Below are 25,452 nucleotides of genomic sequence, written 5' to 3' on the forward strand. Positions count from 1 at the left end.
GCGGCGACGTCACCGAGCGACGGCAGCTCTTCGAGAAATGCAGGCTCCACCTTGCGAAAGACCGCGCGTTGTTCGAGGGCGCGCGCCATCTGCTCAGTGGACTGCCGGGAGGCCGGATTGCGCTGCGAGCCGTGCGCCAGCAGGATCACGGTGCAGGCTTTTGGCGCGAAGCCGTGATCCCGTGCCGAATCGCCGGCCTGCTGCAGCACTACATCGGGCAGGCCCGGGTCGAGCCCGAGCGGCGTCAGCATCTCGACCTCGCGACCGGCGCGGCCGGCCTCGTCGAGGATCTGCACCAGGCGGTCGCGGGTGAAATAGCCGCTGGCGGCGAACAGCGGATAGACCAGGATGCGGTCGGCGGCCAGGCGCTCGAGCGCGTCCTTGACCGAAGGCTTTCCGGAGATGAAGCCGACCGCGACGTCCAGGCCGCGTTCGGACAGCGCGCGAGCGATGCGGAAGACGCCCTCGTTGCCCGCGTCCGGCCGCCGCTCGCCATGGGCGGCGAGCAGCAACGCAGTCCGCGGAGCGGCGCCCGCTCGCTCAGTGACTGGTGCCATCGGAGAAGGTGATCTTGTTCCAGACGTTGTATTTGCCGGAGGGGCGCGACATCGGGATGCGCTTCACCTCGGCGAAGGTCGCCGCATCGTAGATCACCAGCGCGCCCTTGTCCTCCCAGATCGAGACCAGGGCGTGGCGGCCATATTTGTCGAACTCGACGTGGGCGGCGGTCTTGCCGGGCTCCGGCGTCACGCTGCGGACCACCTCCAGCGTGCGCTTGTCGATGATCGTGAGCGTGTCCTTCTTCGCGCTCATCATGCTGTCGGTCCAGGCATAGGGCGTGTTCTCGTGGCTGCGCATGAAGAAGCCGGGGCCGGGCGTCTCGATCGTCTTGACCGGCGACCAGTCCTGCATGTCGAGCACGCTGATCTTGCCCTCCTTCAGGAGCGGCGTCGCCATCACGGCACGACCCTGCCAGGTCCAGGAGATGCCGGAGCCGAGATGCGGCAGGCCCGGCAAATCGAGTTGCTTGATGTCGCGCCCGACTGTGAGGTTGACGACGATCGCCCTGCCCTCGCGCGCCGAGCCGATCAAATTGCGGTAGGGCGGATCGAAGAAAAAATCGTCGAGCGGCTCGGGCACCTCGATCCGCCGCAGCGCGAACAGGCCCTGCGAGGACGGCAGAGCCTCGATCATGCCCTTCTCGTGGCTATGCACGTAGCCGCCATAGACCGGCGGCGCGCTCGGGTCGGTGGCGACCTCCCAGATCTCCGGCACGTCCTTCAGCGCCGCGATGAAGCTGTTGCGTGACGGCGCCTGATAGACGGCGGAGACGCGCGAGGAATTGCCCTTGCGGTCCTTGGCGTCGAACACCTTCTCGACCGAGAGATCATCGGTGGACAGCATCACCAGCGTATGTGGCAGATAGTTGGCGACCGCGATATGCTTGCCGTCGCGCGAGATCGCGATGTTGCGCGAATTGATGCCGGCGCGGACCTCCGCGAGCATGGTCAGGGTCCAGAGATCGTATTTGGAGACCCAGCCGTCACGCGACATGAAGAAGACGTAGCGGCCGTCGGGGGTGAATTTCGGACCGCCGTGCAGCGCGAACCGGGTCTGGAAGCGCGTCAGCGGCTCGAAACGGTCGCCGTCGAGGATGGTCGCATGGTGGTCGCCGGCCTCGACCACGACGAATAGGTTCATCGGGTCGGCGTCAAACCGCGGGCGGTCGAGCTGTGGCGCGGACGCGTGCACGACGCGGCTGGCGTCGATCTCGGGAATGCCCCAGGCCGGCACGAACGGCAAGGGCGAGGCAATGAAGGCTGCGAGCGCGGCGATCTCGTCCTTGCCGAGCTTACCGGAGAAGCCGGGCATCTGCGTGGCGGCGCGGCCGTCGGCGATCACCGAGACGGCGCGCGCGCCGGTCAGGCGGCCGAGATTTTCGGGCAGCAGCGCAGGTCCGAGCCGGCCCAGCCGGTCGGCGCCATGGCATTCGGCGCAATTGTCGGCGAACAGCTTCGCCGCATCGGGCCCCGCGAGCGCCGGCCCGCCCAGCGCAAACAGCGCGAGCGCAATGGCGACCCAGTCAGAGAGACAGCGGCGCTTCATGGCGTGTTCCGCGATAGATGCTGGTCTTCACCCGCTCGACCGGCGCGTCGAGCCCGATCTCGGCGTCGCTGAGATAACAGCCGGGATCCTCGGCCCAGGCATCGCCGGTGATGCGCTGCGCGCGCACGCGGGTGTTGCCGTTGCAGATGTCGAAATAGGCACAGGCGCCGCAGCGGCCCGAGACCCGGCGCGGCTTCTGCTTCAGGCCGGCCATGATCGGGTCGGACAGGTCGGTCCAGATCTCCGAGAACGGCCGCGCCTTGACGTTGCCGAGATCGTGGTGCCACCACATCGTGTCCGGGTGCACGTTGCCGAGATTGTCGATGTTGGCGACGTTGACGCCGGAGGAATTGCCGCCCCAGCGCACGAGCTTTTCGCGCAAATCGTTCACGCGATTCGGCGCATTGCGCTCGGCCCAGTGCAGCAGATAGACCGCATCGGCATCGTTGTTGCCGGTGACGATCTCCATCTCGCTGCCTTCTTTCGCCCAGCGCCAGGCGCGCGCGATCACCATGTCCATGGCATCACGCGTGGTTTGCCACATCGCGTCGTCGCCGCGGTTCTTGTTGCCGCGCCCGGCATAGACGAGATGCGAGAGATAGAACTTCGGAAACCCTTCCTGCTCGACCAGATCGAGCAGCAGCGGCAACTCGGCCGCGTTGTCCTCGGTCATGGTGAAGCGCACGCCGACCTTGATACCGCGGTCGCGCAGCATGCGCAGGCCGCCCAGCGCCTCCTGATAGGCGCCCTGCTTGCGGCGGAAGCGATCGTGGGTCGCACCGATGCCGTCGAGCGAGATGCCGACATAGTCGTAGCCGATGTCGCGGATGCGATCGGCCATGGCGGCATCGACCAGCGTGCCGTTGGAGGAGAGCCCGACATAGAACTTCATCGCCTTGGCGCGGGCGGAGATCTCGAAAATGTCCCGCCGCATCAACGGCTCGCCGCCGGACAGGATCAGTACCGGAACGCGGAAGGACTTCAGATCGTCCATCACGTGAAAAATCTGCGCGGTCGACAGCTCGCCCGGGAAATCGACGTCGCCGGAGATCGAATAGCAGTGCTTGCAGGTGAGGTTGCAGCGCCGGATCAGATTCCAGATCACCACCGGTCCCGGCGGATGACGCACCGGCCCGGTCGGGGCTGGCTCATCCAGTTCGCGCAGATATTGGCTCAGGCGGAACATGACCGCTCCTCTCGTTCAGGCGGCAATACGAAGACCGGTCTTCTTCAGGATCCGGGTGGAGAACAGCACCTCATGCGCGCGCGCGGCGGGGCCGACCAGCGCGGCGATCTCCGCGACCTTGGTCCGGACCTCGTCGCGCGTCCGGCCGTGCACCATGGCGAAGAGGTTGTACGGCCACAGCGGCAGATAGCGCGGCCGCTCGTAGCAATGGGTGACGAAATCGAGCGCACCGACCCTCGCGCCGACCTCGGCGACGGATTCGTCGGCGACGTCCCACACCGACATGCCGTTGGCGGTGTAGCCGAGCGCGTAGTGATTGGGAATGGCGCCGATGCGGCGGATGGCGCCGTCATCGAGCAGCCGTTGCAGGCGCGCGATCACCTCGGCCTCGGCGAGACCGAGCCGCTCGCCGAGCACGCGGTAGGGCTCGGAGACGAGCGGCAGGCCGGTCTGGGTGGCCGCGACGAGCTTGCGATCGATGGCATCCAGCATCGTCAAACCTCGACACGAAAGCCGACGAAGAATTCGCGCGTCTTCGGCATGGCGCGGACGGCAAGGCCGGTCTCGCGCTCGATCTCGGCGATCACCTGGTCGATCCGGCCGGGCTCCGCCGCCGATACCACGAACCACATGTTCAATTCGTGATCGCGCTCGTAATTGTGCGCGATCTCGGCATGGGCGTTGACGAGTTCGGCAACCTCCTCGAAGCGCTCCGGCGGAACGGCGATGGCGGCAAGGCACACCGCGCCGCCCATCTGCTCCGCATTCCAGAGCGGGCCGAACCGGCTCAGCTGCCCGCCGGCGAGCAGGCCGCCGATGCAATCGATCATCTCGCCCTCGCTGAGGCCGAGCTTTGCGCCGGCGTCGCGGAACGGCCGCTGCGTCAGCGGAAAGCCGCCCTGCAGGCCGTTGACGACGGCCCTTTCCGTCGGGTCGAGCGAGCGCATCAATTCGCTCCGTCGCGGCTGAAGACCGCACCGCGCTGCTTGAAGCAGCGCTTCGAGAACAGCACGGCCTGGCGGTTGAGGCCGGTATCCGCCAGCAGATTGAGCTCGTCGATCGCGGCATGGGCCTCGCTGCGGGCGCGCGCGTGCACCATGCAGAACAGATTGTACGGCCACAGCGGCGGATGACGCGGGCGCCGGTAGCACAGGGTCACGGCGGGATGACGGGCAAAGGTCGCGGCGACCGCGTCCACGTTCGCGTCGGGAATGTCCCATACCGCCATCGCGTTGGCCCTGAAGCCGAGCTTGTCGTGTCGCACCACGCAGCCGAAACGCGTCACGACGCCGGCGGCGACCAGATGTTCCAGCCGCGCGATCACCTCGGCCTGATCGAGCGCGAGCCGGTCGGCGACCGCGAGGTAGGGATGCTCGACCAGCGGCAGACCGTTCTCGATCGCCGCCAGGATCAGGCGGTCGCGCGGATCCGGGCAATACTCCTGGGCAGCACGAGACGCCTCGTCCTTCTGCGGACGCGGCGCGCCGAGCGGAAAGCCGAGGCCGAGATGATAGGCCCGCAGCATCGGCAGGGCGATTACCGCAAGGCCGGTCCGCGCCTCGATGTTGCGGATGGTCGCGCCGATCGCGTCGGCATCGCCGCCCGCGACGACGAACCAGAGATTGAGATCGTGCTCGCGCTCGTAATTGTGCGTAACCAAGGGCTCGCGACTGACGATGTGGGCGACCTCCTCCAGCCGCTCCGACGGGACCTGCATCGCCGCGAGCGTGCTGGCGCCGACCGTGTTCGGCCGAACCACGGCGCCGATGCGGGAGATCAGGTCGTGCTCCTGCATGCGACGGAAGACGCCGATCGTCTCCTGCTCGCCGAGCGCGGCGGAGCGGCCGACCACCTTGAACGGCTTCTCGACCAGCGGAAAATTGTGCTGCCAGCGATCGATCAAGGTCAGCTCAGTGGGCGTCGGAATCATTGCCCGATCCTCGTTGCGCGCGCGGTGAAGAAGATCCCGGAGGGCTTTTGCGCCGGGATCTCCGCTTTCTTGGCGAAGGACGCGGCGTCGTAGACGTCGATGCGGTCGGCGTCGCGCACGGAGACCCAGACCTCGTTGCCGCGCGGCGTGAACTCCATGTGCAGCACGGCGGGGCCCGGCGTCAGGCGATGGATCACCTTGAGGCTCTCGGTGTCGACGATGTCGATGGTGTCGTTGAGCGGATGGGCGAAGTTGACCCAGACGTGGCGACCGTCGGGGCGCGCCACCGCGAACACCGGCTGACCGTGGGTCGCCACGCGACCGGCCTCGGTGAACTTGCGCAGATCGACCGCGATCAGCTCGTGATGCCCGACGGCGGGCAGCAGCAGCTTGTCGCCGACCGCGGCCCAGCCTTCGAGGTGCGGCATCTTGTAGACCGGCAGTTGCTGCTCGCCGCGGCCGTAGCCGTCGAGGATGCGCTCGGCCTTGAGCGGCTGCTGCCAGGTGTCGACGTGCACCACGCCGTCCTCGCCGAACAGGCCGGCGAGATAGTGGCGCCCGTCGGTGGTGACGTTGCCGTCATAGGGCAGCTTGCCCACATTGGTCAGCCTCGTGACGGCGGGCGATTCGACATTGGTGAGATCGGCGACCCAGATCTCGCCGGCGTCGTACAGCGCCCAGGCGAAGCGGCGGCCGGGCAGATCGACCAGGCCGACCGTCTTGGAGGCCTTGCCGTCGGCGCCGACGGCGGGAATGTTGGCGACGGGATCGAGCGTTCTGGCGTCGAACACCCGCACCCCGCCGGGCTCGTAATTCGACACCGCGATCAACGCGCCGTCATCGGAGATGGCGCCGCCGATCGAATTGCCGGCCTGCACGATACGCTTCGCGATCGCGTTGGTGAGCATGTCGACCTTGGTCAGGCCGCCGTCGCGGCCGAACACATAGGCGTAACGCTGGTCCGGCGAGAACACCACGGAAGCATGGGAGAGATCGCCGAGGCCTTCGACGCGGCCGATGGTCTTGCGCGCGCTGGTATCGACGATCAGGGCCGAGCCCGTCGCGCGCTCGATGATCAGGCCGAGATTGCCGGTGCCGCGCAATTCGTCGGCGCGGACCAGCGCCGGCATCAGCAACAACAGCGCCAGCGTCAGCTTCGCAATCATTTTAGCGGCGTTCATGGCAGATTTCCCTGCTGCAGGCGGTCGACGATCCAGCGCGCCTCCGGCTCGCTCAGGAGCGGGCGCCATGGCGGCATCGGCGTGCCCGGCACGCCGTCGAGGATGATGCTGACGAGCTGTTCGCGATTCCAGGCGCGCAAATGATCCGGCGTGAGCGGCTTGCCGAGGCCCCCTTTCAGGGTCAGCCCATGGCAGGAGCCGCAATCCTGCCGCACGAGGTTCGCCAGACGGGCGGGGTCGCTATTGGTTTCGCCTGCGGCCGCCGGAGCCATGGCCCCGACCGACGCCAGCGCGAGGCTAGGCCACAACAGAAATCGCCTCGCTACTCCCAGCATCATTCCGCTCGCTGCGCTCCATGGCGATCGCGGCGACCCTTCCGATGATGAACAGGACCGGCCCGCTGAAGGAGGCATCCTTCAGGACCGTCGGAAGCGTCTCCAGACAAGCGTATATTCGGCGCTCTTGCGGGGTCGTACCTTGACAAATCGCAAACACCGGCGTGGTGGCCGACAGGCCTTCGGCGACCAAGTTGCGGACGATTTCCTCAATGTTCGCAAGGCCCATATAGACGACGAGCGTGGTCTCGGGATCGGCGAGGCTGCGCCAGTCCAGATCGAGCGGCTCGTTGGCCTTACGATGGCCCGCCACATAGCGCACGCCCGAGGCGAGCCCGCGGTGGGTCAGCGGCATGCGCGCCGCCGCGGCGCAACCCTGCGCCGCGGTGATGCCGGGCACCACCTCGTAGGGAATGCCAGCGGCTTCGAGCTCGGCCGCTTCCTCCGAGCCGCGCCCGAAGATGAAGGGATCGCCGCCCTTGAGCCGCACCACCGTGCGACCGGCGCGCGCCAACCGAACCAGCATCTCGTTGATTTCGTCCTGCGGCACCGGATGATGGGCGGCCTGCTTGCCGACATTGATCTGCAGTACGCCGTCGGCGATGGTGTCCAGGATGCTCTGCGGCACCAGGCGGTCGTAGACGACGACGTCGGCCTCGCGGATCGCGCGCACCGCCTTCACGGTGAGCAACTCGGGATCGCCCGGGCCGGCGCCGACGAGAGAGACCTTTCCGACAGCCATGACGCGCTCCGCTTGGGCCGCCTCGCGAACTACGACGGTGCGGCAATCTTCTCGCCGCACCGTCGCGTGACCCGTCAGTAGATGTCGTTACGGGTGTTGTAGACGTTGAACTTGCCGGTCGGCGTGACCAGCCGCTTGTCCTTGATGACCGTCTTCAAGGTCAGCGTCTTGTCGTCGACGACCACGATCGCGGAGTCCTGGGCCTTGTTGTTCCAGACGGAGAACCAGATCTCGGTGCCGTCCCGGTTGAACTCGCCCTGCACCACGCGGCGCGCGCCTTCGGAGATGCCGGACCACTGACCGATCGGAAGCACCTTGTACTCGGGCTTCTCCTTGGCGAGGTCCTTGATCTTGAACACCGCGACGGACGAGGAGATCTCGGCGTCGGTGTTGAGCGGCGTGTCGACGTAGAGGTTCTCGGACTTCGGATGCGTCTTGATGAAGAGCGATCCGCCGCCCTGGCCGTCCACGGTCTGCACGACCTTCCAGGCCTGTGCCTTGTGCTTCTCGGGATCGGTGCCGATGAAGGAGATCGTCTCGCTGCCGAGATGGCTCGTGGCCCACACCGGTCCGAACTTCGGATGGATCAGGTTGGCGCCGCGACCCGGATGCGGGGTCTGACCCTTCGACTCGACCACGCCGACCAACTTGTCCTCCTTGGTGTCGACGATCGCGATCTTGTGGCGGGCGTTCGCGGCAACCAGGAAGTAGCGACCGGTCTTGTCGAAGCCGCCGTCATGCAGGAAGCGCTCGGCCTCGATCGCCGTCACCTTCAGGTTCTTGAGGTCCTGATAGTTGACCAGCAGGATCTGTCCGGTCTCCTTCACGTTGACGACGAATTCCGGCTTGAAGTGAGACGCGACGATGGAGGCAACGCGCGGCTCGGGGTGATATTCCTGCGTGTCCTCGGTCATGCCGCGCGTGGCGACGACCTTGAGCGGCTCGAGCGTGGCGCCGTCCATGATCACGTATTGCGGCGGCCAGTAGGCACCGGCAATCGCATACTTGTCCTCGTAGCCCTTGAACTTCGAGGTCTCGACCGAGCGCGCCTCGGTGCCGATCTTCAGCTCCGCGACCGTCTGCGGCGGGTCCATCCAGAGATCGATCAGGTTGAGCTTCGAATCGCGGCCGATGATGTAGAGGTAACGACCGGACGCCGACATGCGCGAGATGTGCACGGCGTAGCCCGACTTCAGGACGTGCTCGATCTTCTTGGTGGCGCCGTCGATCAGCGCGATCTCGCCGGCGTCGCGCAGGGTCACCGAGAACAGGTTGTCGATGTCGAGCTTGTTCATCTTCTTGGTCGGCCGCTGGGCGACCGGCACGATGACCTTCCAGGTATCCTTCATCTCCTTCAGGCCGAACTCCGGCGGCTGCGCCGGCTCGTTCAGCAGGTAGCGCGCCATCAGTTCGACGTCGGCCGGCGGAAGCTCACCGGAGGTACCCCAGTTCGGCATGCCGCCGGGCGAGCCATAGGTGATGAAGTCGCGCAGATAGTCGAAGCCGAGCTTCTTGGTGAGGTCAGGCGTCAGCGGCTTGCCGGTTGCGCCCTTGCGCAGCACACCGTGACAACCGGCGCAGCGCTCGAAATAGATGCGGCTCGCCTTGTCGAACTCGGCCTTGGTGAGGTTGGGATCGCCGGGCTTGGTGCCGGGCTGGTCCACCGGCTTGTCGCTGAGAACGTCCAGGCTGGGCTGGTACTGGCCGCCCGGCGTGGTCTTGTGCTGCTGCAGGTCCGCCGGTTTCGGCGTCGGAGCCGGCTGCTGCGCATAGCCTGCCGTCGTTACACTCAAAAACAGCCCCGTTGCGGCTACGCCGCCCGTGAGCATCGCTAGCAGAGAAGCTCGGCCTCGCATCACATTCCTCCAGCATGAGAATCCCGATCGGGGCCTTATGCCTAGGAGGCCAACGCTTCGCATTGACCGCGGTCAAGGCTACACTTGACCTATCTCAATGCGGCGATGGCCCAACCCTGCCTGATCCCTGACATGCGAATGGCTGCCGGCAAGATCGAAACGATAGCACTGCAGGGACTGCGTGCAGTGGCGGCGCTCCTGCTGAGCATTTGCGGTGCACAGGCGGCCGATCTCGGCATCGCGACGAAGTTCTTCTCCGAGCCCGTCACGGTCGAGCGCCCCGAAGGCGCGCCGCCGGCGGCGATCGTGCGGGCCGCGGACGGCCGCGTGCTCGGCTATGCCTTCTCCAGCCTCGACGTCTCGGGATCGGTCGGCTATGCGGGCCGGCCGCTCGACATCGTCGCCGCGGTCACGTCCGAAGGCACCATCGCGGGCGCCGAGATCGTCGCCCACGAGGAGCCGATCCTGGTGATCGGCATCCCCCGCGACGCGTTGGCTGCCTATGTGGCCAATTTCCGCGGCTTCGACGTGCGCGCCGGCGCCACGCTGAAACCGGCCGACGAACTCGCGCGCGGGCCTCATGCGGTCGCCGGCGCCACCATCACCAGCACCGTGATCCGCGACGCCATCGTCCGCTCGGCGCGCAGCGTGTTGCGCAGCCGCAGCAACGCGCCCGACCGCACGACGCGGCTCGACCGCGAAACCCTGCGGCGGTCGAACTGGCAATCGCTGCTCGCCGAGGGTGCCGTGCAGCGGCGGCTGGTGAGCCGCGGCGAAGCCGCAAAAATGCTCGGCACGCAGGACAGCGAGCCCGAAAAGCCCTTCATCGACCTCTGGCTTGCGCTGGCGACGCCGCCCCCGATCGGGGAAAGCCTGCTCGGCCAGCGCACCTACGAGAGCGAGCTGGGCAAGATCGGTCCCGAAGACGATCTGGTCCTGATCGGCGCCACCGGGCTCTATTCGTTCAAGGGCACCGAATGGCGCCAGGCCGGCGCGTTCACCCGTATCGAGCTCGTCCAGGGCAGCCGCACGATCCGGCTCAAGCCGTCCGATCACACGGCGATCGAGTCGCTGCACGCGGCCGGCGCGCCGGAGCTGCGCGAGGTCGCCGTGTTCCGGATCCCGCAATCGAGCGGGTTCGACTCGACGAAACCGTTTCGACTCGACCTGGACCTCAGCGCCGGCGCGGCGCGCAGCGGCCCCGCGGTGATCTCGCTCGAGTACAGGATTCCCGAGCGCTATCTGATCGCGACGGCCCCGCCGTCGGTCGCGCCGCCAGCCGGGAAGACCGCCGCAACGGCTGCGCCGGCATCGACCCAGACGCTCTGGCAGGACATCTGGTGGGCGCGGCGCTACGAGATCGGCGTTCTCGGCGCCATGCTCTCGGTGCTCGCGGCGATCCTGATCTTCCAGGATACCGTGACGGCGCACGGCGTGTTCTATTATCGGCTGCGCACCGGCTACATGCTGCTGACGCTGGTGTTCCTCGGCTTCATCGCCAACGCCCAGCTCTCGGTCGTCAACGTCCTGACCTTCATCCACGCACTGCTCTCCGGCTTCCGCTGGGAGCTGTTCCTGCTCGATCCCCTGGTGTTCATGCTGTGGAGCTTCGTCGCGCTCAGCATCCTGTTCTGGGGACGCGGGGTGTTCTGCGGCTGGCTCTGCCCGTTCGGCACGCTGCAGGAGCTGACCAACCAGCTCGCCCGCCGCCTCGGCATCAAGCAGATCGAAATCCCGTTCGGGCTGCACGAGCGGCTGTGGATGATCAAATACGTCGTGTTCCTCGGCATCCTTGCGATCTCGCTGCGCTCGATCCTCGGCGCGTTCCAGCTCGCGGAGGTCGAGCCGTTCAAGACCGCGATCACCATGAAATTCATGCGCGAGTGGCCGTTCGGGCTCTATGCCGGACTGTTGCTGCTCGCCGGACTGTTCATCGAGCGATTCTACTGCCGCTATCTCTGCCCACTCGGCGCCGCATTGGCGATCCCCGCCCGCATGCGCATGTTCGAATGGCTGAAGCGCTACCGCGAATGCGGCGCGGAATGCCATGTCTGCGCGCGGCGCTGCACGGTGCAGGCGATCCATCCGCTCGGCCAGATCAATCCGAACGAGTGCATCTACTGCCTCAAGTGCCAGGCCAATTATTTCGACAACGACATCTGCCTGCATCTGAAGAAGCGTGCGGCGCGCCGCCAGCCGCTGGCGCAGGCCACGCCGCCGCGGAATTCATGAGGAGACAGCATGCCTCTTGACCGTCCGACACGTCGCCGCGCCATCACCATCCTCGCGGCAGCCGCCGCCGGCGCGATCGCGGGCCCCGCCCGCCCCGCCGCAGCCGGCTATGAATGGCGCGGCACGGCGATGGGGGCGGATGCGCGCATCCTGTTCGACGGAATCGAGCCGCAGCAGGCGCGAAGCCTGGCGGCCACGGTCGAGGCGGAAATCGACCGGCTGGAGAATGAGCTGAGCCTGTTCCGTCCCGACTCCGAGCTGTGCCGCCTGAACCGACGGGGCCGCCTCGACGAGCCGGGTGGCGACCTCCGCCGCGCACTGGCGCTGGCGCTGCGCGTCGCCGACCTCACCGGCGGATTGTTCGATCCGACGGTGCAGGCGCTCTGGGAAGCCCACATCGACTGGTTCGCGGATCGCAGCCACACGTCGCTGCCGCCCGAAACCGTGATCGTGCAAGCGCGCCGGGCCGTGGATTGGCAAAGGATCGACCTCGGAGCGGGCACGATCCAACTCGGCGAGGGACAGCGCCTCACCCTCAACGGCCTCGGCCAGGGCTATGTCACCGATCGAGTCTCGGAGCTTCTCGTCGCCAAGGGCCTGACCCACATCCTGGTCGATCTCGGCGAGCAGCGCGCGCCGGCGCCGCGGGACGACGGCTCGCCGTGGCTGGTCGCGCGCAGTGGCGCCGCGCCGATCCGGCTGGCGCATGGCGCGCTCGCGACGTCCGAAGGATCAGGCTGTGTGCTCGGCGCGGGCGGCGCCGCGCATCACTTGTTCGATCCGCGCAGCGGCCGCAGCGCGGCGCACTGGCATACGATCACCGTCCATCACGCGTCGGCCGCGGTGGCCGACGCGCTCTCGACGGCGCTTTCCGTCGCGTCCGCGGACGAAATCGAGGCGCTGCTGCCGCGGCTCGACGGCGCGGCGATCTGGGCGGTCGACGCCGCCGGCCGACGCCGGCGCTGGCCGGCAGGCCCGCGCGACGGCATCGCCGGGTGAAGGGCGACGCCGCCCGCGCGAAGCGCGTTCGCGGCGACTACTTGGTCTTGCCGTCCGCGTCGTACTGCTTGAGATAGGACCAGAGGTTCTTGGCCTCGGCCTCGTTCTTGATGCCGGCGAACGCCATCTTGGTGTTTGGCACCTTGGCCTTGGGGTCCTTGATGTACTCGAGGAAGGTCGCCTCGTCCCAGGTGATGCCCGAGTTCTTGTTGGCATCGGAGTAGTTGTAGCCCGCGACCGAGCCCGACTTGCGGCCATCCAGGCCGTTGAGCACCGGGCCGACCTTGTTCTTCGCGGTCGGGCCGACGTCGTGGCAGCTCACGCATTTCTTGAACGCGGTGGCGCCCGCAGTGACGTCCTGCGCGCTGGCCGCGCTGGCCGATGCGGCAGCAACTGCGATGGCGATCAAAATCCGCTTCATTTCATCGTCTCCTGTGTTGAAGGTCTATTCATTGTCCCTGGTGCGCGGTCCCTAGTGGGCGCCGAGCGCCTTGTGCAATCGGGCGTCATGGGTCTCGAAATGCCGGGAGAACCAGGCGTCCAGGGCGTCCGCGAGCAGACGGTCGTCGAACCTGGAGCTGGCCTCGTAGTCTTCCATGATGTCGCGGATCTCGTCGAGCAGCCGCTCATGGTCGTTCTTGTGCTGGGTGAGATGGTCGTAGCCGCGCTCGCGCATGAAGCGCTCCTCGAGCGCGAAATGCGACGAGATCGCCTTGAAGAGATCGCCGAAGAAGCCGACGACCGCGTCCTTGGAGCGCTGCGCGATCGCCTCGGCATAGAGGCGGTTGATCAGCTCGATCAGCTCCCGGTGCTCGTGGTCCACGGCCGCGACGCCGACGCTGTAGCGATCTTCCCAATGCAACAGGCCCATGATGCGATCCTCACCGGAAGATGAATTCGCCGCTTTCAGGGCGATAGTCAATGACGAGGAGCTGGGCCGGCGCGAAATCCACGGTCTCGCGGCGCTCGTGGTCGAACCCTTCGGCCCGGGCGGTATCGCGCATGCGCACCGCGACGTCGTATTTCCCGGCCGGCAGCACGAAGCGCTGATAGACCTTCGAGGGACCGTCGCCGGCAATTCCGGTCGGCGGCAGGTCGGCGCGATAGACGTTGCGGCCGTCGACGTCCAGCTCGACATGGAGCGACCGCCGCACGCGCGGACAGTCCTGCACGCGCCGCATGTTCGGCGGCAGCTTTGCGATCTCCTCCGGCGTGAGCCTGCGGCATTCGCCCTTGCGGTCGGCGCCGTGCACGAAGGTCAGTACCATCACGCCCGTGTTGTCGGGAATCTGGTGGTAGGCCGGCCAGCTCGACAGCATGGCCACGCCGGCGAATAGCGCCAGGATGACGACGAACTGGCCGGCCGTGCGAAATGCTCCGCTCATGGTTCGTTCCTCGCCTCGGCCGGCTCCCGGGCCTTGGGCTGCGCCGACGGTGCGCTCGCGGGCAGCGGCGAGCGCATCTTCAGCGGCGGCAACTGTGCGACCTTGGCGCCGAACGCGGCGATCTCGGCCTCCGCGTGCCGCACCTGGAGCGCGGACGCCCAAATCTTGGCGATGCGCTCGCGGGGAACACGGGCACGCAGATAGGGATCGCGCTGCGCGGCAAAGCGCTCCTCGGTCCATTTCACCCCGAGCCGGTTGTAGCAGGCGCTCTCGGCGCAGCCGGCGATGACCACGCCGTCGGCGAGGTCGCGGCTGAGGATGTAGTCGATCAGCGACGGCGGCGCCATTGCCACGCAAGGCATCACGACGGTGCCCTCGAGCCGGCCGGCGGCGGCGCCGTGCTCGCAGGCCAGCACCAGCAGGCGCCCGGGCCCGGACAGGCCGCGTGCGGTCTCGAGAACCCTCTCGCGCAACTCCTTCAGCGGATATTCGGGCAGGTCGATACCGGTCCGCAGCTCCTCCGAGCGCCGGAACGGCGTCGACGACGGACAGGAGCCGACGCAGATGCCGCAGGAGACGCAGAGCGACGGATTGACCTGCGCCTGGGTCGGGAACGGCAGGTTGTCGGTGCGGCCGACCATGCGGATGGCCTCGTAGGGGCAATCCTCCGCGCAGCGCGCGCAGCCGTTGCAATGGTCGAGGTGGACCTCGACCGCCTTGGCGCGGCGCAGCGGCGGCAGCCACGGCATCAGCGCGATCATGAGCGAGAAGGCGCCGAGGAACGCCCAAACCGCGCCGTTGCCCCAGAGGGTGGTCAGCGGATAGAGCGGCAGATACAGCCAGTCGAGTCCGACCGTCGCCGGCACCTTGGCGAGATCGGCATGTCCTTGCGAGAGCGCCGGATTCCAGATCGACACCGCGAGCAGCGCGACGAGCGACAACAGCGCCAGCGCGCGCGGCGGGTTCACCTTGGGCCGCGATATCCGCAGGATGTGCACCCACATGATGAACAGCAGGAACAGCGGCACCGCGACGTGCATGAACACCATCAGCGAGAAAAAGCGGCTGGTCAGCGTGCCCGTGGCGATGAAGTTGCGCGCGATCGGCTCGCCGAACACCGGCAGCCAGTCCAGGAGCTCGGAGGACACCAGCGCGACATATTGCGCGAGCTTGTCCCACACCAGCCAGTAGCCGGTGATGCCGGAGGCATAGAGCAGCCAGATGATGGGCAGGCCGGTGAACCAGGAATACCAGCGGACGCCGCGGTAATGGTCGTAGGCGAATTCGCGCAGCAGGTGCACGGCCACCATCACCACCATCAGGTCGGAGGCGTAGCGGTGGAAGCTGCGCATCACGCCCGCATGGAACCAGTGGTCATGGGTGAGGTATTCGACCGACTGGTAGGCGCGCTCGATGCCGGTGTCGAAGAAGATGAAGAGATAGATGCCGCTGACGGCGACGATCCAGAAGAAGAAGAAGCCGAGCGCCCCCAACTGCGCCAGAGGATTGAGCGCAGGGGAAAACAAGCGATCGAACGGACGCTCGATCGCGTCAAAGCCCGCGCGAAGTACGCTGCGAATTGCACCAATCACATGATCACCCGTTTCATTAGGCCCCGCCGCTCATGCCTGCGCCGAGCGCATCCACTCGCGAAGGATCAGGCCGCCCATGACGAGCAGGGAGAAGGCGCCGATCGCGCCGCCGAACACGAGGCCATAGTCGATGCGGTAGCGGCGCGAGCCAGGATCGTAGGCGGTGCAGATGAAGCGGATGCGGTCGATGATGCCGTCGAGCGAGAACGGCGTCGTGGTGCCGTAGACCACGTCCTTCATCGGCTCCATGAACATCGGAAACGGAAAATCCTCGCCATAGACGTGGCGGTAGACCTTGCCGTCGCGGTCCAGGATCGTGGTCTGCGCGGGATGATCGAAGCCGCCGGCGACCGCCCGGTAGCTGAAGCCGAGATCGTTCAGGAGGGCCTCGACCGACCCGGCATCGCCGCTGGCGACGCGCCAGTTCGACGTCTTGATGCCCTGCAGCGACGCGAACTGCGCCATGCGGGCGACGGTGTCGTTGCGCGCATCGAATCCGATGGTCAGCACGGCGAACCGGTCGGCACCGAAGACGCGTGCGGCCTCATTGACGGCGTCGATCAGGTGCTGGGTCGTCGGCGGGCAGACCGAGCTGCAGGCGGAATAGACCAGGCTGATGACGAGCGGCTTGCCGCGGTAGTCACCCAGCGACAACGGCTTACCGGTGCTGTCGACGAAACGGTAGTCGCCGATCGTCCGGCCGACCGCGCGCTGGCTGGTCGCGATCGCCTCCTTGGGATCGAGTGGCGACGATGCGGGCGCACCTCTTGCGGATGCGACCGAGAAGCAGGTCAGCATCGCAAACAGCCACGCCGCGGCACGTCGAGACGTCATGACCAGTGTCCGACCGCGCTCGACAGCAGCGCACCTGCGACCAGCAGGGCAAGTTGCAAGAGCGAAGCGAAGAAGTTCGTCATCGCGTTGGCCTTCGACGGATCGCGATAGAGCTTGATGCTGGTCCAGACGAAATAGCCGCCGCCGACCGCCGCGCCGATGCCGTAGCACAGCCCCTGGCCGAACCAGAGCGGAACGAGCGCGATCAGCGCCAGCGCCACCGAATGGGCGAGGATCGCCATGGTCCAGGCTCTCGCCGGCGCGACGACGGGCAGCATCGGAATGCCGGCGCGGGCGTAATCCTGCCCCTTGGCCGCCGCGAGGCTCCAGAAATGCGGCGGCGTCCACAGGAACAGCACGACCGCCAGCACCGTCGGCACGACCTGCGGCGACGAATCGACCGCGGCAGCGCCCGCCAGCACGGCGAAGCTGCCGGCGAGCCCGCCGACAACGATGTTCCAGGTGCTGCGGCGCTTCAGCCAGACGGTGTAGACGATGCCGTAGGTGAAGGCGCCGAGAAACACGTAGGCCGCGGCGAGATGGCCGACCGTCATCCAGGCGAGGCCGAGCGAGACGGCGAGCAGGCCGACGAACGCGACGGGCCACCAGGCGCTCTCCCCGAACGCGCCGCTGGCGAACGGACGGTTGCGGGTCCGCGCCATGAGCCGGTCGAGGTCGCGATCGTAGTAGTGGTTGAAGGCGCCGGCCGCGCCGGCCGCGCCGAGGATGGCGATCGAAAGGCCCACGACCTGCCACCAAGCCAGGCCGGGACCGCTTGCGACCGCGATCCCCGCCAGCGCGCTCGCGGCGATGGCAACGCCGATCCTGAGCTTGAGGAGCGAAACCGCCATCGCCGCTGTTGCACGCATCTTGTTGTCCTCTCTGATCGTCAATTCAGTCCATCACCGGAACAGCCAGAGTTCCGACAGATACTTCCAGTTGATGAAGTAGTAGAGGACAAAGCAGACGAAGAAGATTGCAACCAGGATGATGGTACCCGGCAGCTTGATCGTCCCTTCGCTGCCGTAGTGCGACGCCGTGGCTCCGCCCCCCGAATGCAGCGGGAAGGTGAGCTTATGGCCACCCTTGATCTTCTCGCCGAACAGCACGGTGCCGACGACGACGAGGACGTAGGTAATGCCGCCGAGCGCCGCGATCACCGCGAAGATGCCGTTCAGACCCATCATCAGGAACGCACCTGCCGAATAGGCGAAGGACAAATTGGCATCGGTGAAGGTGATGTCCCAATGCCGCCGCGCCACGCCGAGGGTGCCGGCGCCCATCATGAACAGCGAGATGCCGGCGGCACCGACGCCGAACAGATAGGGCTGGATCTTGGCGAGCTTCGGCCAGATGATCTCGCGCTGGAAGATCAGCGGCAGCACGAGATAGGTCGCGCCCATGAAGGCGAGCGTGGTGCCGGCGACCACGGTGCCGTGGAAATGGCCGGGCACGTAGATCGTGTTGTGCATCAGCACGTTGAGCTGCTCGGTGCCGAGCACGACGCCGGAGATACCGCCGATGAAGCCGAAGAAGATCAGCGAGAGGAACATGCCGGCGAAGGCGGGATGTCCCCACGGGGCCTTGCGCAGCCATTCGAACACGCCGCGGTTGAACCCGTTCCTGCGTTGCGCGGCCTCGATCGAGCCCGGCACCGTGAGGCCGTGGATCATCGAGCCCATCACCGCCAGGTACATCATGTAGCTGGTGTTGACGATCTTCCAGCTCGCATCCAGACCAGGCTCGGCGAGAAGATGGTGCGCGGAAGCGAGTTGCAGGAAGAGGATGTACATCAGGAACGCCGTACGGCTCACCTTCTCGCTGAGCGGCTTGGCGCCGACCAGGAGCGCACCCGTCAGATACCAGAGAGAGACGTGCGCCGAGACGTTGATCTGCTGCGACGAGTGACCCATCGCCCACCAGACCACCTTGTACATCAGCGGATCGAGATCGGAGATCAGGCCGAGCGACCACAGCCAGGCCGGGACCAGGATGATCGCGCCGGAGGCGATGGTGAACACCGCGATGATGGCGGCGGTCAACGCGCCGAAGGTCACGAGCGGCATCGAGCCTTCGTAGGTGCCCTCTTCCTTGGCGATCACGAGCGTCGCGAAGAAGATGCCGCAACCGATCAGCGCACCGACCGCGAACAGGACGAGGCCGAGATAGAAGTTCGGCTTGGCCTGCATCGGCGGGTAGGAGGTGAACATCACGCTGGAGTCGCCCTGCAGCACGGTCACGTTGGTCATGAGCGCGCCGACCACCATCAGCACGAAGCCGAGCCAGGCGAGCTTCGGCGTCGCCAGGCGGCAATTGAGCAGGACCGCCGAGGCGAAGTAGAGCACCGCGATTTCGAAGAAGATGATCCAGAACAACAGCACGTTGGCGCCGTGTCCAGTCAGGATCAGGTAGAACCAGTCGGCCGGCAGCAGGTGCACGGCCGGCCAGCGCGTCAGCGCCACCAGCAGCCCCATCAGGCCGCCGATCGCCAGGAAGACGACGGCGGCGACCGCGTTGGCCTTGATCAGCGCTTGCGCCCCTGCATCGACCTTCAGCCCGGTATACTGGCAGGTGCGGAATTCGGCCTGGCGGCCCACGGCTCCGATAACGGTTTCGGCGGTCATGTTGCTACCTCTGCTCCGCGAGGCGCTGTCCGGCCTCGGCCTGCTTCTTGTCGGTGACGTAAATCTTGCCGGTCATGGTGTGATGACCGATCCCGCAGAATTCGTTGCACACGATGCCGAACTGCCCGCTCTCGGTCGGCGTCAGCGAAATGATGTGCTCGTAGCCGGGATAGACGGATATGTTGATGTTGGTGGGCTGCAGCGAGAACCCGTGCATCCAGTCGATCGACGACAGATGGATGCGGTAGCTCTGGCCCTTCTCCAGCTCGAGGACCGGCCACCACTGCCACAGCCGCGCGAGCAGATAGACGTCCTCGCCCGGCTTCGGCTTGACCACCGGGATGCCCTGCTCCTCGCGCACCTGGAACTGCTTGGCGAATTTCTCGACCTTCTGCTCATAGGCGGAGGGCACGATGCGGTAGGCTTCCTTGCTCAGGTTCTGCTGGCCGATGAAGTGCCAGGCGATCATGAAGCAGAACATGAATAGCCCCCACAGGAAGGCTATGAAGATCCAGACCAGCTCGACCCGTTCGATGGGTTCGTTCCACCAGATCCGTTGCTCGGGAGGTGTGGCAGCCATTGTTTGGTGTTCCCTATGTTGGAGGCCGCGGCGCGGCTCTCACTTGGCCAGCGGGATCGAGGCGACTTCCATCACGCCCCAGATGAGGTAGAGGACCGTCGGGATCGTGATGCCGAGGAACAGGAGCAGGAACGGATTGTCGAGAATCCGCTGCATCGCCGGCACGCGTTCGGCGCGCCCCTGATTCGGCGCAGTTGTTTCGGTGGGCGGCATCGGGCAGACTCCCTGAAGTGACGTCGCGAAGAATTTACGCGCTTCGCCGACGGTATCCTTGACCGCGGTTAAGGATGGCGCGCCCTGCACCAGAAATAATCGGTTTATGGAGCCGCCGCCCGAGACCAGGTCCGATCCCGCCTTGTTGCAGCGCGGCCGGCCGCGCGCCAATCGTCTCGCCTATCCCGGCATGCTGATCGCGATCCTCGCTGTGGCGATGGCCGCATGGGCCGGCCATTCGGGGCGTCCGGCGCCGGACGTCATGCTGCTCTATGTCGGCGCAGAGGACTGCGCGCCCTGCCGCGCCTGGCAGAACGGCGACGGGGCGATCTTCTTTCGGTCGGCCGAGTTCCCGCGCATCCGCTATCGCGAGGTCAAGTCGCAGCATCTCACAGACGTGCTGAACGACGACAACTGGCCCGAGGAGCTCCGCGCCTACCGAAGCCAGCTGAAGCGCAGCGACGGCGTTCCGCTGTGGCTCGTGGTGTCCGGCGGCGAGATCGTGGAACGGAAATTCGGCGCGGAAGCCTGGCGCGATATCATCCTGCCGAAGATCAGGAGCCTGCTCCGGCCATCGCTGATTTAGGCTCGGAACGGACCGCGCGCGGCGGTTGCGGGCGCGGCAGCCGCGGCTTGATGGGACAACGCGCATTGATGCGGTCGCAGGCGACCAGCTTGCAGAGCTGCGCCATGTCGCGCACTTCCACCGTGGAGGCGCGGACGTCGACGCCGATCGCGCGCAATTTGGCAAACACCCGCGACAGCGATTCGGGCTTCAGGCCGAGCCGGCCGGCGATCAGCGATTTGTCGTAGGGCAAGGTGATCGTGCAGGGGCCCTTTGCGCGGGGCGCCAGCGAAGCCAGGAATTCGGCGACACGCTGCGTGGCGCTCTGCGCCATCAACTGCTCGATCTGCTGGACCATTCGGTGCAGATGCTGCGAGGTCGACGCAATCATCGCGATCGCGACATCCGGCATCTTGCGGATGCAGTTCATGACGTGTTCGGCGGGGATCACCATGACCCGCGCCGCGGTCACGGCGCTGGCCGTGGCGGGATAGCGGCCGGAAGTGAAGGTGACGGCTTCGGCAAAGCTCTCGCCCTTGGTCAGGACGTTGAGCACGGCCTCGTCGCCGGCGGGCGTCACCCGGTACAACTTGATCCAGCCGTCCATGATGATGAAGAACGCGTGCGCCGTCTCGCCCTGCCGGAACAGCGCATGGCCGGGACGAAGATTGAAGACGCTGGCTTCCTCGAGCAGCACCGCCAACGCCTGCGGCTTCAATCCGCTGAACACCGGTATCTGGGCAGCGATCTCGAGATCAACCGGAGTAGGCGCTGTCATGGTTTCGTTCCTGAATGGAATTCTGGCCTTGCAACTCTTGATCATCCGCCGCCCCGGCCTCTTGACCTGGATCAAGTCGGGACCCGGCTTTCCCGCGATCTCTCAGGGCTGCGTCAGATTTGCCTCAGCCGTCGCATCGCCGGCGACCCCGCGCAACGCCTGCAGGAATTCGCCACGGTCGACGCCGTGTTCGAGGCAGGCGTCATGGACCGTGTGGAAACAGGCGATCGGACAGCCGACGCAACTCATCTTGAAGTCGAGAAAGACACGGATCGTCGTCGGATGGCTCCTCATCACCTCATCCACCAAATCGTCCGCTTCGATCGGCATCGGAGGTCTTTCCATCTTTGGCGAAAAGTATCGTCCCGATCCCGGATCGCCCGTTTGTGGCAGCGCAAACAGCCGGCGTTTTCGCGAAAGTTGCAGCCGGAACAGCCGGGTACGGCGACCGCCGGGCGGAATTCAACCAGTGCCGCCTTGCGGTAATGGGATCAGGCCGTCCGGGTGCGCATCTCGGTCAGCAGCGCCTCGGCCCTGACGAGCAGCGGCCTGGCTCCGCTTTCGGCGGCGATCGCAATGGTTGCGCGCAGGGCGGCAACGATGGCCGCCCGGTCGTCCTCGCTCGTGCGCGGCATCACCGAGGCTTCGCCGAACAGCGCCTCGGCCTCGAGCCCCGAAAAGCCCTGCTGGCGCGCGGTGTTGCGCGCCTCGCGCAGCATGTTCAGGGCGGTCTGGACGTCGCCGAGCCGGCTGAGGGCGAGCGCGAGATAGATGGAGCTGCGCAGCACGGTCGACGTATAGCCGACGGAGCGGGCCTCCTCACGCGCTTCGGCCAGGACTCCGCGTGGCCGTTCGAGCTGGCCTTGCTCGAGATAGGCAATGCCGAGGTGACAGGCGAGGACCGGCACGAACAGCCGAACGCCGTGCTTCTGCGCCTGCACGTAGCCCTGTTCGAGTACGGCTGCCGCGGACGCCGGGTCGCCGCGACCGAGCGCCAGCCAGCCGCCGCTGTAGGATGCCGCGACCCGGTCGAAGGGACGGCCGGTCTCATCGGCGATCGCCCAGGCTTGCTGCTGAAATCGATCCGCCGCCTCGAACTCGCCCATCACGGTATGGGTGAAGCTCTTCATCATGCAGCAGAGCAGGAGCAGGTATCTCGGCGTGGTGCCGATCGGGGCGCTGGCGTCGGGGGCCGTCAACTGGGCACAGGCACGGGCCGCGATCCGCTCGGCGTCGCGATAGCGACCGGCGAGGAAGTAGGCCTGCCCCAGGCCATAAAGCGCAAGGTTGAGCCAGCCCGCATTGCCCCATTCCTCAGCCAGACGGACGACGTCCTCGCCGATGGCGACGGCTTCGACCGGCGTGCCGTAGAAGTTCTGCGCGGCCGCTCGCACCGTCATCGCGGCGACCTTGCGTCCGATGTCGTCGATTTCGTCGGCGCGCCGCTCGGCTTCGCGTCCGAGGTCCAACGATTCTGCAACGTGCCCCGACCACATGAACGCCATGCGCGCCTCGATCCTGAGATCGATGGCATCGGCTTCCCGCGCGCGTGTCACGGGCGTCCTGTCGAGCGAATCCATCGCGATCTGGAAATAGCTGGTCGCGTCGGAAAACGCCGACCGGGCGAGAGCCTTTTGCGCTGCGCGTCGCCCATGGGAGAAAGCCTTGCCCCAGTCCTTCGCCCTCGTCGCATGGTAGCACAGCGCATCGGGCTCATCGCCCCAGTCTGCTCCGCGCTCCAGAGTCGAGAGGACGCGCGCATGGATGTTCTCGCGCACCTTCTCGACCATCGAGTCATATGTGACCTGGCGGATCATCTCGTGTGGAAATGTGAACAATCCCTCCAGTTCGCTGTCGACCCTGACGAGCAATTCGGCTCGATCGAGAGCAGCGAGACATTGCTGCAGATCGGCTTCGGGAAACGCAGCCACTTCACGAAGCAGCTTCTCGGTCGAACGCGGGCCGAGCACTGCCGCAATCTGCAGTAGCGTACGCTCCGGTCTGGACACCCGATCCAACCGAGCCGCGATGACCCCCTGGATGCTGGTTGGAATGCCCAACTCTTCAATGGGGCGCGCGAGGGCAAGATCGCCCCACTGGCCGCGAAGGATGCCGCTGTCCTTCAACCCGCGACACACCTCCTCGATGAACAGGGGCACGTTGGCGGTATGAGCAATGATGCGGCTCTTCAGATCCGAATTGCCGGTTGAGGACCCCAGCATGTCCGCCAGCATGGAGAGGCCGGAATCATCGTCGAGCGGACGCATCGCCACGATCTCGGCGTGGCAGCGCGCGATCCACTCCGGCATGCCGAGTGGCCGGCTGGTGAGGAGCACCAGGAGGTTTAAGGCTGAAAGCGAGGCAAGCCTAGCCATCACCGCGTCACTGGCACGGTCGATCCAATGCAAGTCCTCGACCAGAAGGACCGTGCGCTGACGACGCGCCAGCCCCTCCAAAATCACGCAGCTCGCATCGCTGATGGCCCGGCCGCGCGCATGCGGCTCCAATTCCTCCCATCGCGGGTCCGATATCGGGAGGTCCAGAACGGCGTCGATGGCACATTGCTGGATCGCCGGCAGGTTCTTCCGGATATCGATGCCGTCACCCGGCTCGGCCGCAACCCCCTCCAGGGTCGATTGCAGCAGGCGCTTCAGCATGCTGAACGGCGCCCCCTGGAGATTCGGGTTGCACTCGGCATCGATCAGCCGCCAGCCTTCAGTCTTGAGTCCTTGCGCAAACTCGTGAGCGAGCCGCGATTTCCCGATGCCGGGATCGCCCATCAACAGGACGGTCTGCCGGCCGGCAGCGGCCCTCTGCGCAGCGCGCGCCAGCAGCGCTTGCTCCGTCGTGCGATCGACGAAGCGGGAAATGCTGCGGGCACGCCGCACCCGCCAGCTCGACAGGTCGCTTGCGCCGATGATTCGATACACCGGCACTGGCTCGGGGAAACCTCGCAGCGACTTGGGACCCAGAAACTCGAACCGGACATGCCCCTCGGCCAGCTTCTGGCAGGCTTCCGACACGCAAATCTGATTCGCCTCGGCCACCGATTCCAGCCGCGCAGCCAGATGCTGCGCCGCGCCACCAATCTCGTAAACCTTGGAAAACTCGCTGGAAACCATGTAGGCCACCACGTGTCCGGAATGCAGGCCGACCCGGACCTGCAAGCCGCGATCGTCGAGTCGCGCCACCCGCCGAACCAGCTCAAGCGCCGCGTGACAGGCTAGCGGAGCATGGTTGTCGTCCGCGATGGGTGCGCCAAACACCGCGGCCAGCCCGTCGCCCAGCTCCTTGCTGACGATTCCTCCGAACTGCCGCACCGCGCTGCGCATCGCGGCCAGTGCCGGTTCCAGGCGGGAGACCGCCTCCTCGGGATCGAGATCGGCGACCAATCCGGTCGAGTCGACGACGTCCGCCCGCAAGATCGTCACAAACCTGCGTTCGCTGTCCGGGTCCGGACGCCGCTGCGCGGCCCCGCATTTGGGGCAGCGATCATCGCTCGAATCGATCGTCGACTGGCACGCGAAGCAAAGCATCCTGCGCTCTTATTTGCTGCAGCAGGATGACCATCGCCTGCAACAGCCCGGGTAAGATGACTGATCGGCAAATGCTTATCAATCAGGCTCGCACAACTCCGCTTGCCCCAGAGAGCGCCAAAGTCCGTGTCTGGACGAAGCACAAATTCGGATGGTAGCTTGGTTCGGGCTGGGCAAAGATGACGAGACCAGAAGTTCGGACTAACCGGACTGATCGCCTCGGCCGGCGGGTTTCAGGCGACGGATTTTCCAGCAAAGCCAGATCATATCGAGGGACGGGACAATGAGCGGCAGAGTATATAATGGCCAGCCATTTAAGGATTTAATGAACAGCAATTACTATCCTCTGGAGAATATGAGGAAGAGCGTCGAGATCCTGAAGGCCTCGGAGCATATCGACATCAAGACCCTGGAATACGGCCAGTACCACCTGATCCTGACGCCCGCGGAAAAATGGCCGAACGGAAGCGCGAAGCACTGGCACAAGGAGAAAGGCCGGGCACGCGTGCAGCTCACCGCGCAACCCAACACCACGCCGCTGTCGGCCGACGAGCCGAACGTCGTTCCCCTGACGAAATGCGCGCTGCTGGATGCCAGCGTGCGCAAGTGCTTCAACTCGGAGCCGCCGATTCCGATGAAGACCAACATCATCCAGCACGACAAGAGCGCTCCCAACGCCCATCAGCACGAGATTCGGCTGGAGTGGGAATACAAGAACGGCCAGGACAAGGCCCCGACCCTGCTCAACCTGACGATGGTCTGTCCGCACAAGTCGTGA

Annotated in this window: 26 protein-coding genes; 4 read left to right on the plus strand and 22 right to left on the minus strand. The window is 66.1% G+C overall.

Translation table 11 applies throughout. The features are described from left to right. From KGM94_RS03615 to KGM94_RS03660, 10 genes are all read right to left on the minus strand, one after another. Positions 1 to 557, minus strand: a 557-nt coding sequence (locus KGM94_RS03615) for a CbiX/SirB N-terminal domain-containing protein (RefSeq protein ID WP_300255095.1), incomplete at its 3' end; no start/stop codon positions are given. Next, positions 541 to 2,106 (minus strand): nitrite reductase, encoded by a 1,566-nt coding sequence (locus KGM94_RS03620; RefSeq protein ID WP_300255097.1) that lies wholly within the window; start codon positions 2,104 to 2,106, stop codon positions 541 to 543. The genes KGM94_RS03620 and KGM94_RS03615, both read right to left, overlap by 17 nt. Then, entirely contained in the window at positions 2,084 to 3,292 is a 1,209-nt protein-coding gene (gene nirJ / locus KGM94_RS03625) for a heme d1 biosynthesis radical SAM protein NirJ (protein WP_300255099.1), read from the minus strand. The genes KGM94_RS03620 and nirJ overlap by 23 nt, the downstream gene beginning before the upstream one ends. 15 nt (positions 3,293 to 3,307) lie before the next feature. Next, entirely contained in the window at positions 3,308 to 3,784 is a 477-nt protein-coding gene (locus KGM94_RS03630; RefSeq protein ID WP_300255101.1) for an AsnC family transcriptional regulator, read from the minus strand. A 2-nt stretch (positions 3,785 to 3,786) separates the two neighbouring features. After that, positions 3,787 to 4,239, minus strand: coding sequence for an Lrp/AsnC family transcriptional regulator (locus KGM94_RS03635; RefSeq protein ID WP_300255103.1), 453 nt, complete (start codon positions 4,237 to 4,239; stop codon positions 3,787 to 3,789). Next, complete coding sequence (locus tag KGM94_RS03640; protein ID WP_300255104.1) at positions 4,239 to 5,222, minus strand: Lrp/AsnC family transcriptional regulator; 984 nt, start codon at positions 5,220 to 5,222, stop codon at positions 4,239 to 4,241. Before KGM94_RS03640 ends, KGM94_RS03635 begins: the two co-directional genes overlap by 1 nt. Beyond that, complete coding sequence (locus tag KGM94_RS03645; protein ID WP_300255106.1) at positions 5,219 to 6,403, minus strand: cytochrome D1 domain-containing protein; 1,185 nt, start codon at positions 6,401 to 6,403, stop codon at positions 5,219 to 5,221. Before KGM94_RS03645 ends, KGM94_RS03640 begins: the two co-directional genes overlap by 4 nt. Then, positions 6,400 to 6,711, minus strand: a complete 312-nt coding sequence (locus KGM94_RS03650; protein WP_300255108.1) for a cytochrome c — start codon at positions 6,709 to 6,711, stop codon at positions 6,400 to 6,402. The genes KGM94_RS03645 and KGM94_RS03650 overlap by 4 nt, the downstream gene beginning before the upstream one ends. Then, on the minus strand, positions 6,701 to 7,480 hold the full coding sequence (gene cobA, locus KGM94_RS03655) for a uroporphyrinogen-III C-methyltransferase (RefSeq protein ID WP_300255109.1): 780 nt from the start codon (positions 7,478 to 7,480) through the stop codon (positions 6,701 to 6,703). Before cobA ends, KGM94_RS03650 begins: the two co-directional genes overlap by 11 nt. A 74-nt stretch (positions 7,481 to 7,554) precedes the next feature. Further along, positions 7,555 to 9,273 (minus strand): nitrite reductase, encoded by a 1,719-nt coding sequence (locus KGM94_RS03660; RefSeq protein WP_300255111.1) that lies wholly within the window; start codon positions 9,271 to 9,273, stop codon positions 7,555 to 7,557. A gap of 147 nt (positions 9,274 to 9,420) precedes the next feature. On the opposite strand from KGM94_RS03660, the gene KGM94_RS03665 reads away from it, so the two are divergent. Further along, on the plus strand, positions 9,421 to 11,568 hold the full coding sequence (locus KGM94_RS03665) for a NosR/NirI family protein (protein ID WP_300255112.1): 2,148 nt from the start codon (positions 9,421 to 9,423) through the stop codon (positions 11,566 to 11,568). A 9-nt stretch (positions 11,569 to 11,577) separates the two neighbouring features. Then, complete coding sequence (locus KGM94_RS03670) at positions 11,578 to 12,567, plus strand: FAD:protein FMN transferase (RefSeq protein WP_300255113.1); 990 nt, start codon at positions 11,578 to 11,580, stop codon at positions 12,565 to 12,567. A gap of 37 nt (positions 12,568 to 12,604) precedes the next feature. On the opposite strand, the gene KGM94_RS03675 is transcribed toward KGM94_RS03670, so the two are convergent. The 9 genes from KGM94_RS03675 to KGM94_RS03715 form a co-directional block, all read right to left on the minus strand. Beyond that, the gene (locus tag KGM94_RS03675) at positions 12,605 to 12,988 is read right to left on the minus strand and encodes a cytochrome c family protein (RefSeq protein WP_300255114.1); all 384 of its coding nucleotides are present in this window, start codon (positions 12,986 to 12,988) and stop codon (positions 12,605 to 12,607) included. Positions 12,989 to 13,039: 51 nt separating this feature from the next. Beyond that, positions 13,040 to 13,438, minus strand: a complete 399-nt coding sequence (locus KGM94_RS03680; RefSeq protein ID WP_300255115.1) for a hemerythrin family protein — start codon at positions 13,436 to 13,438, stop codon at positions 13,040 to 13,042. Positions 13,439 to 13,448: 10 nt separating this feature from the next. Next, entirely contained in the window at positions 13,449 to 13,952 is a 504-nt protein-coding gene (locus KGM94_RS03685) for a hypothetical protein (RefSeq protein WP_300255116.1), read from the minus strand. Continuing rightward, on the minus strand, positions 13,949 to 15,478 hold the full coding sequence (locus KGM94_RS03690; RefSeq protein WP_300255117.1) for a cytochrome b N-terminal domain-containing protein: 1,530 nt from the start codon (positions 15,476 to 15,478) through the stop codon (positions 13,949 to 13,951). The genes KGM94_RS03685 and KGM94_RS03690 overlap by 4 nt, the downstream gene beginning before the upstream one ends. A 96-nt stretch (positions 15,479 to 15,574) precedes the next feature. Further along, complete coding sequence (locus KGM94_RS03695; protein ID WP_300255118.1) at positions 15,575 to 16,378, minus strand: SCO family protein; 804 nt, start codon at positions 16,376 to 16,378, stop codon at positions 15,575 to 15,577. Next, positions 16,375 to 17,247 (minus strand): heme o synthase, encoded by an 873-nt coding sequence (cyoE, locus tag KGM94_RS03700; protein WP_300255119.1) that lies wholly within the window; start codon positions 17,245 to 17,247, stop codon positions 16,375 to 16,377. The genes KGM94_RS03695 and cyoE overlap by 4 nt, the downstream gene beginning before the upstream one ends. Positions 17,248 to 17,280: 33 nt before the next feature. Further along, on the minus strand, positions 17,281 to 19,002 hold the full coding sequence (locus KGM94_RS03705) for a cbb3-type cytochrome c oxidase subunit I (protein ID WP_300255120.1): 1,722 nt from the start codon (positions 19,000 to 19,002) through the stop codon (positions 17,281 to 17,283). A gap of 4 nt (positions 19,003 to 19,006) precedes the next feature. After that, positions 19,007 to 19,582 carry a hypothetical protein gene (locus KGM94_RS03710; protein ID WP_300255121.1) on the minus strand — a complete coding sequence of 192 codons (576 nt, stop codon included), beginning with the start codon at positions 19,580 to 19,582 and terminating at the stop codon, positions 19,007 to 19,009. 39 nt (positions 19,583 to 19,621) lie between these two features. Continuing rightward, positions 19,622 to 19,795 carry a hypothetical protein gene (locus tag KGM94_RS03715; protein ID WP_300255122.1) on the minus strand — a complete coding sequence of 58 codons (174 nt, stop codon included), beginning with the start codon at positions 19,793 to 19,795 and terminating at the stop codon, positions 19,622 to 19,624. A 106-nt stretch (positions 19,796 to 19,901) separates the two neighbouring features. Between KGM94_RS03715 and KGM94_RS03720 the strand changes: the two genes are divergently transcribed. Beyond that, entirely contained in the window at positions 19,902 to 20,381 is a 480-nt protein-coding gene (locus tag KGM94_RS03720; protein ID WP_300255123.1) for a hypothetical protein, read from the plus strand. Here KGM94_RS03720 and KGM94_RS03725 read toward each other — a convergent pair. The 3 genes from KGM94_RS03725 to KGM94_RS03735 all read right to left on the minus strand — a co-directional run bounded on the left by KGM94_RS03725 (position 20,350) and on the right by KGM94_RS03735 (position 24,674). After that, positions 20,350 to 21,138, minus strand: coding sequence for a Crp/Fnr family transcriptional regulator (locus tag KGM94_RS03725; RefSeq protein ID WP_300255124.1), 789 nt, complete (start codon positions 21,136 to 21,138; stop codon positions 20,350 to 20,352). The two genes, KGM94_RS03720 and KGM94_RS03725, sit on opposite strands and share 32 nt — an antisense overlap. Positions 21,139 to 21,240: 102 nt before the next feature. Beyond that, complete coding sequence (locus tag KGM94_RS03730; RefSeq protein WP_300255125.1) at positions 21,241 to 21,468, minus strand: DUF1858 domain-containing protein; 228 nt, start codon at positions 21,466 to 21,468, stop codon at positions 21,241 to 21,243. Between the two features lie 161 nt (positions 21,469 to 21,629). After that, entirely contained in the window at positions 21,630 to 24,674 is a 3,045-nt protein-coding gene (locus KGM94_RS03735; RefSeq protein ID WP_300255126.1) for an adenylate/guanylate cyclase domain-containing protein, read from the minus strand. Positions 24,675 to 24,957: 283 nt separating this feature from the next. On the opposite strand from KGM94_RS03735, the gene KGM94_RS03740 reads away from it, so the two are divergent. Next, positions 24,958 to 25,452 carry a hypothetical protein gene (locus tag KGM94_RS03740; RefSeq protein ID WP_300255127.1) on the plus strand — a complete coding sequence of 165 codons (495 nt, stop codon included), beginning with the start codon at positions 24,958 to 24,960 and terminating at the stop codon, positions 25,450 to 25,452.

The organism is Bradyrhizobium sp. (genome assembly GCF_028868675.1).
Classification (GTDB): Bacteria; Pseudomonadota; Alphaproteobacteria; order Rhizobiales; family Xanthobacteraceae; genus Bradyrhizobium.

Bases quoted from the DNA above. Each gene is read 5' to 3' on its own strand.
- KGM94_RS03630 (WP_300255101.1), bottom strand. From the start codon at position 3,784: ATGCTGGATGCCATCGATCGCAAGCTCGTCGCGGCCACCCAGACCGGC.
- KGM94_RS03645 (WP_300255106.1), bottom strand. From the start codon at position 6,403: ATGAACGCCGCTAAAATGATTGCGAAGCTGACGCTGGCGCTGTTGTTG.
- KGM94_RS03735 (WP_300255126.1), bottom strand. From the start codon at position 24,674: ATGCTTTGCTTCGCGTGCCAGTCGACGATCGATTCGAGCGATGATCGC.
- KGM94_RS03680 (WP_300255115.1), bottom strand. From the start codon at position 13,438: ATGGGCCTGTTGCATTGGGAAGATCGCTACAGCGTCGGCGTCGCGGCC.
- KGM94_RS03620 (WP_300255097.1), bottom strand. From the start codon at position 2,106: ATGAAGCGCCGCTGTCTCTCTGACTGGGTCGCCATTGCGCTCGCGCTG.
- nirJ (WP_300255099.1), bottom strand. From the start codon at position 3,292: ATGTTCCGCCTGAGCCAATATCTGCGCGAACTGGATGAGCCAGCCCCG.
- KGM94_RS03715 (WP_300255122.1), bottom strand. From the start codon at position 19,795: ATGCCGCCCACCGAAACAACTGCGCCGAATCAGGGGCGCGCCGAACGC.
- KGM94_RS03635 (WP_300255103.1), bottom strand. From the start codon at position 4,239: ATGCGCTCGCTCGACCCGACGGAAAGGGCCGTCGTCAACGGCCTGCAG.
- KGM94_RS03705 (WP_300255120.1), bottom strand. From the start codon at position 19,002: ATGACCGCCGAAACCGTTATCGGAGCCGTGGGCCGCCAGGCCGAATTC.
- KGM94_RS03640 (WP_300255104.1), bottom strand. From the start codon at position 5,222: ATGATTCCGACGCCCACTGAGCTGACCTTGATCGATCGCTGGCAGCAC.
- KGM94_RS03710 (WP_300255121.1), bottom strand. From the start codon at position 19,582: ATGGCTGCCACACCTCCCGAGCAACGGATCTGGTGGAACGAACCCATC.
- KGM94_RS03675 (WP_300255114.1), bottom strand. From the start codon at position 12,988: ATGAAGCGGATTTTGATCGCCATCGCAGTTGCTGCCGCATCGGCCAGC.
- KGM94_RS03730 (WP_300255125.1), bottom strand. From the start codon at position 21,468: ATGCCGATCGAAGCGGACGATTTGGTGGATGAGGTGATGAGGAGCCAT.
- KGM94_RS03725 (WP_300255124.1), bottom strand. From the start codon at position 21,138: ATGACAGCGCCTACTCCGGTTGATCTCGAGATCGCTGCCCAGATACCG.
- KGM94_RS03740 (WP_300255127.1), top strand. From the start codon at position 24,958: ATGAGCGGCAGAGTATATAATGGCCAGCCATTTAAGGATTTAATGAAC.
- cobA (WP_300255109.1), bottom strand. From the start codon at position 7,480: ATGGCTGTCGGAAAGGTCTCTCTCGTCGGCGCCGGCCCGGGCGATCCC.
- KGM94_RS03685 (WP_300255116.1), bottom strand. From the start codon at position 13,952: ATGAGCGGAGCATTTCGCACGGCCGGCCAGTTCGTCGTCATCCTGGCG.
- KGM94_RS03695 (WP_300255118.1), bottom strand. From the start codon at position 16,378: ATGACGTCTCGACGTGCCGCGGCGTGGCTGTTTGCGATGCTGACCTGC.
- KGM94_RS03670 (WP_300255113.1), top strand. From the start codon at position 11,578: ATGCCTCTTGACCGTCCGACACGTCGCCGCGCCATCACCATCCTCGCG.
- cyoE (WP_300255119.1), bottom strand. From the start codon at position 17,247: ATGCGTGCAACAGCGGCGATGGCGGTTTCGCTCCTCAAGCTCAGGATC.
- KGM94_RS03720 (WP_300255123.1), top strand. From the start codon at position 19,902: ATGGAGCCGCCGCCCGAGACCAGGTCCGATCCCGCCTTGTTGCAGCGC.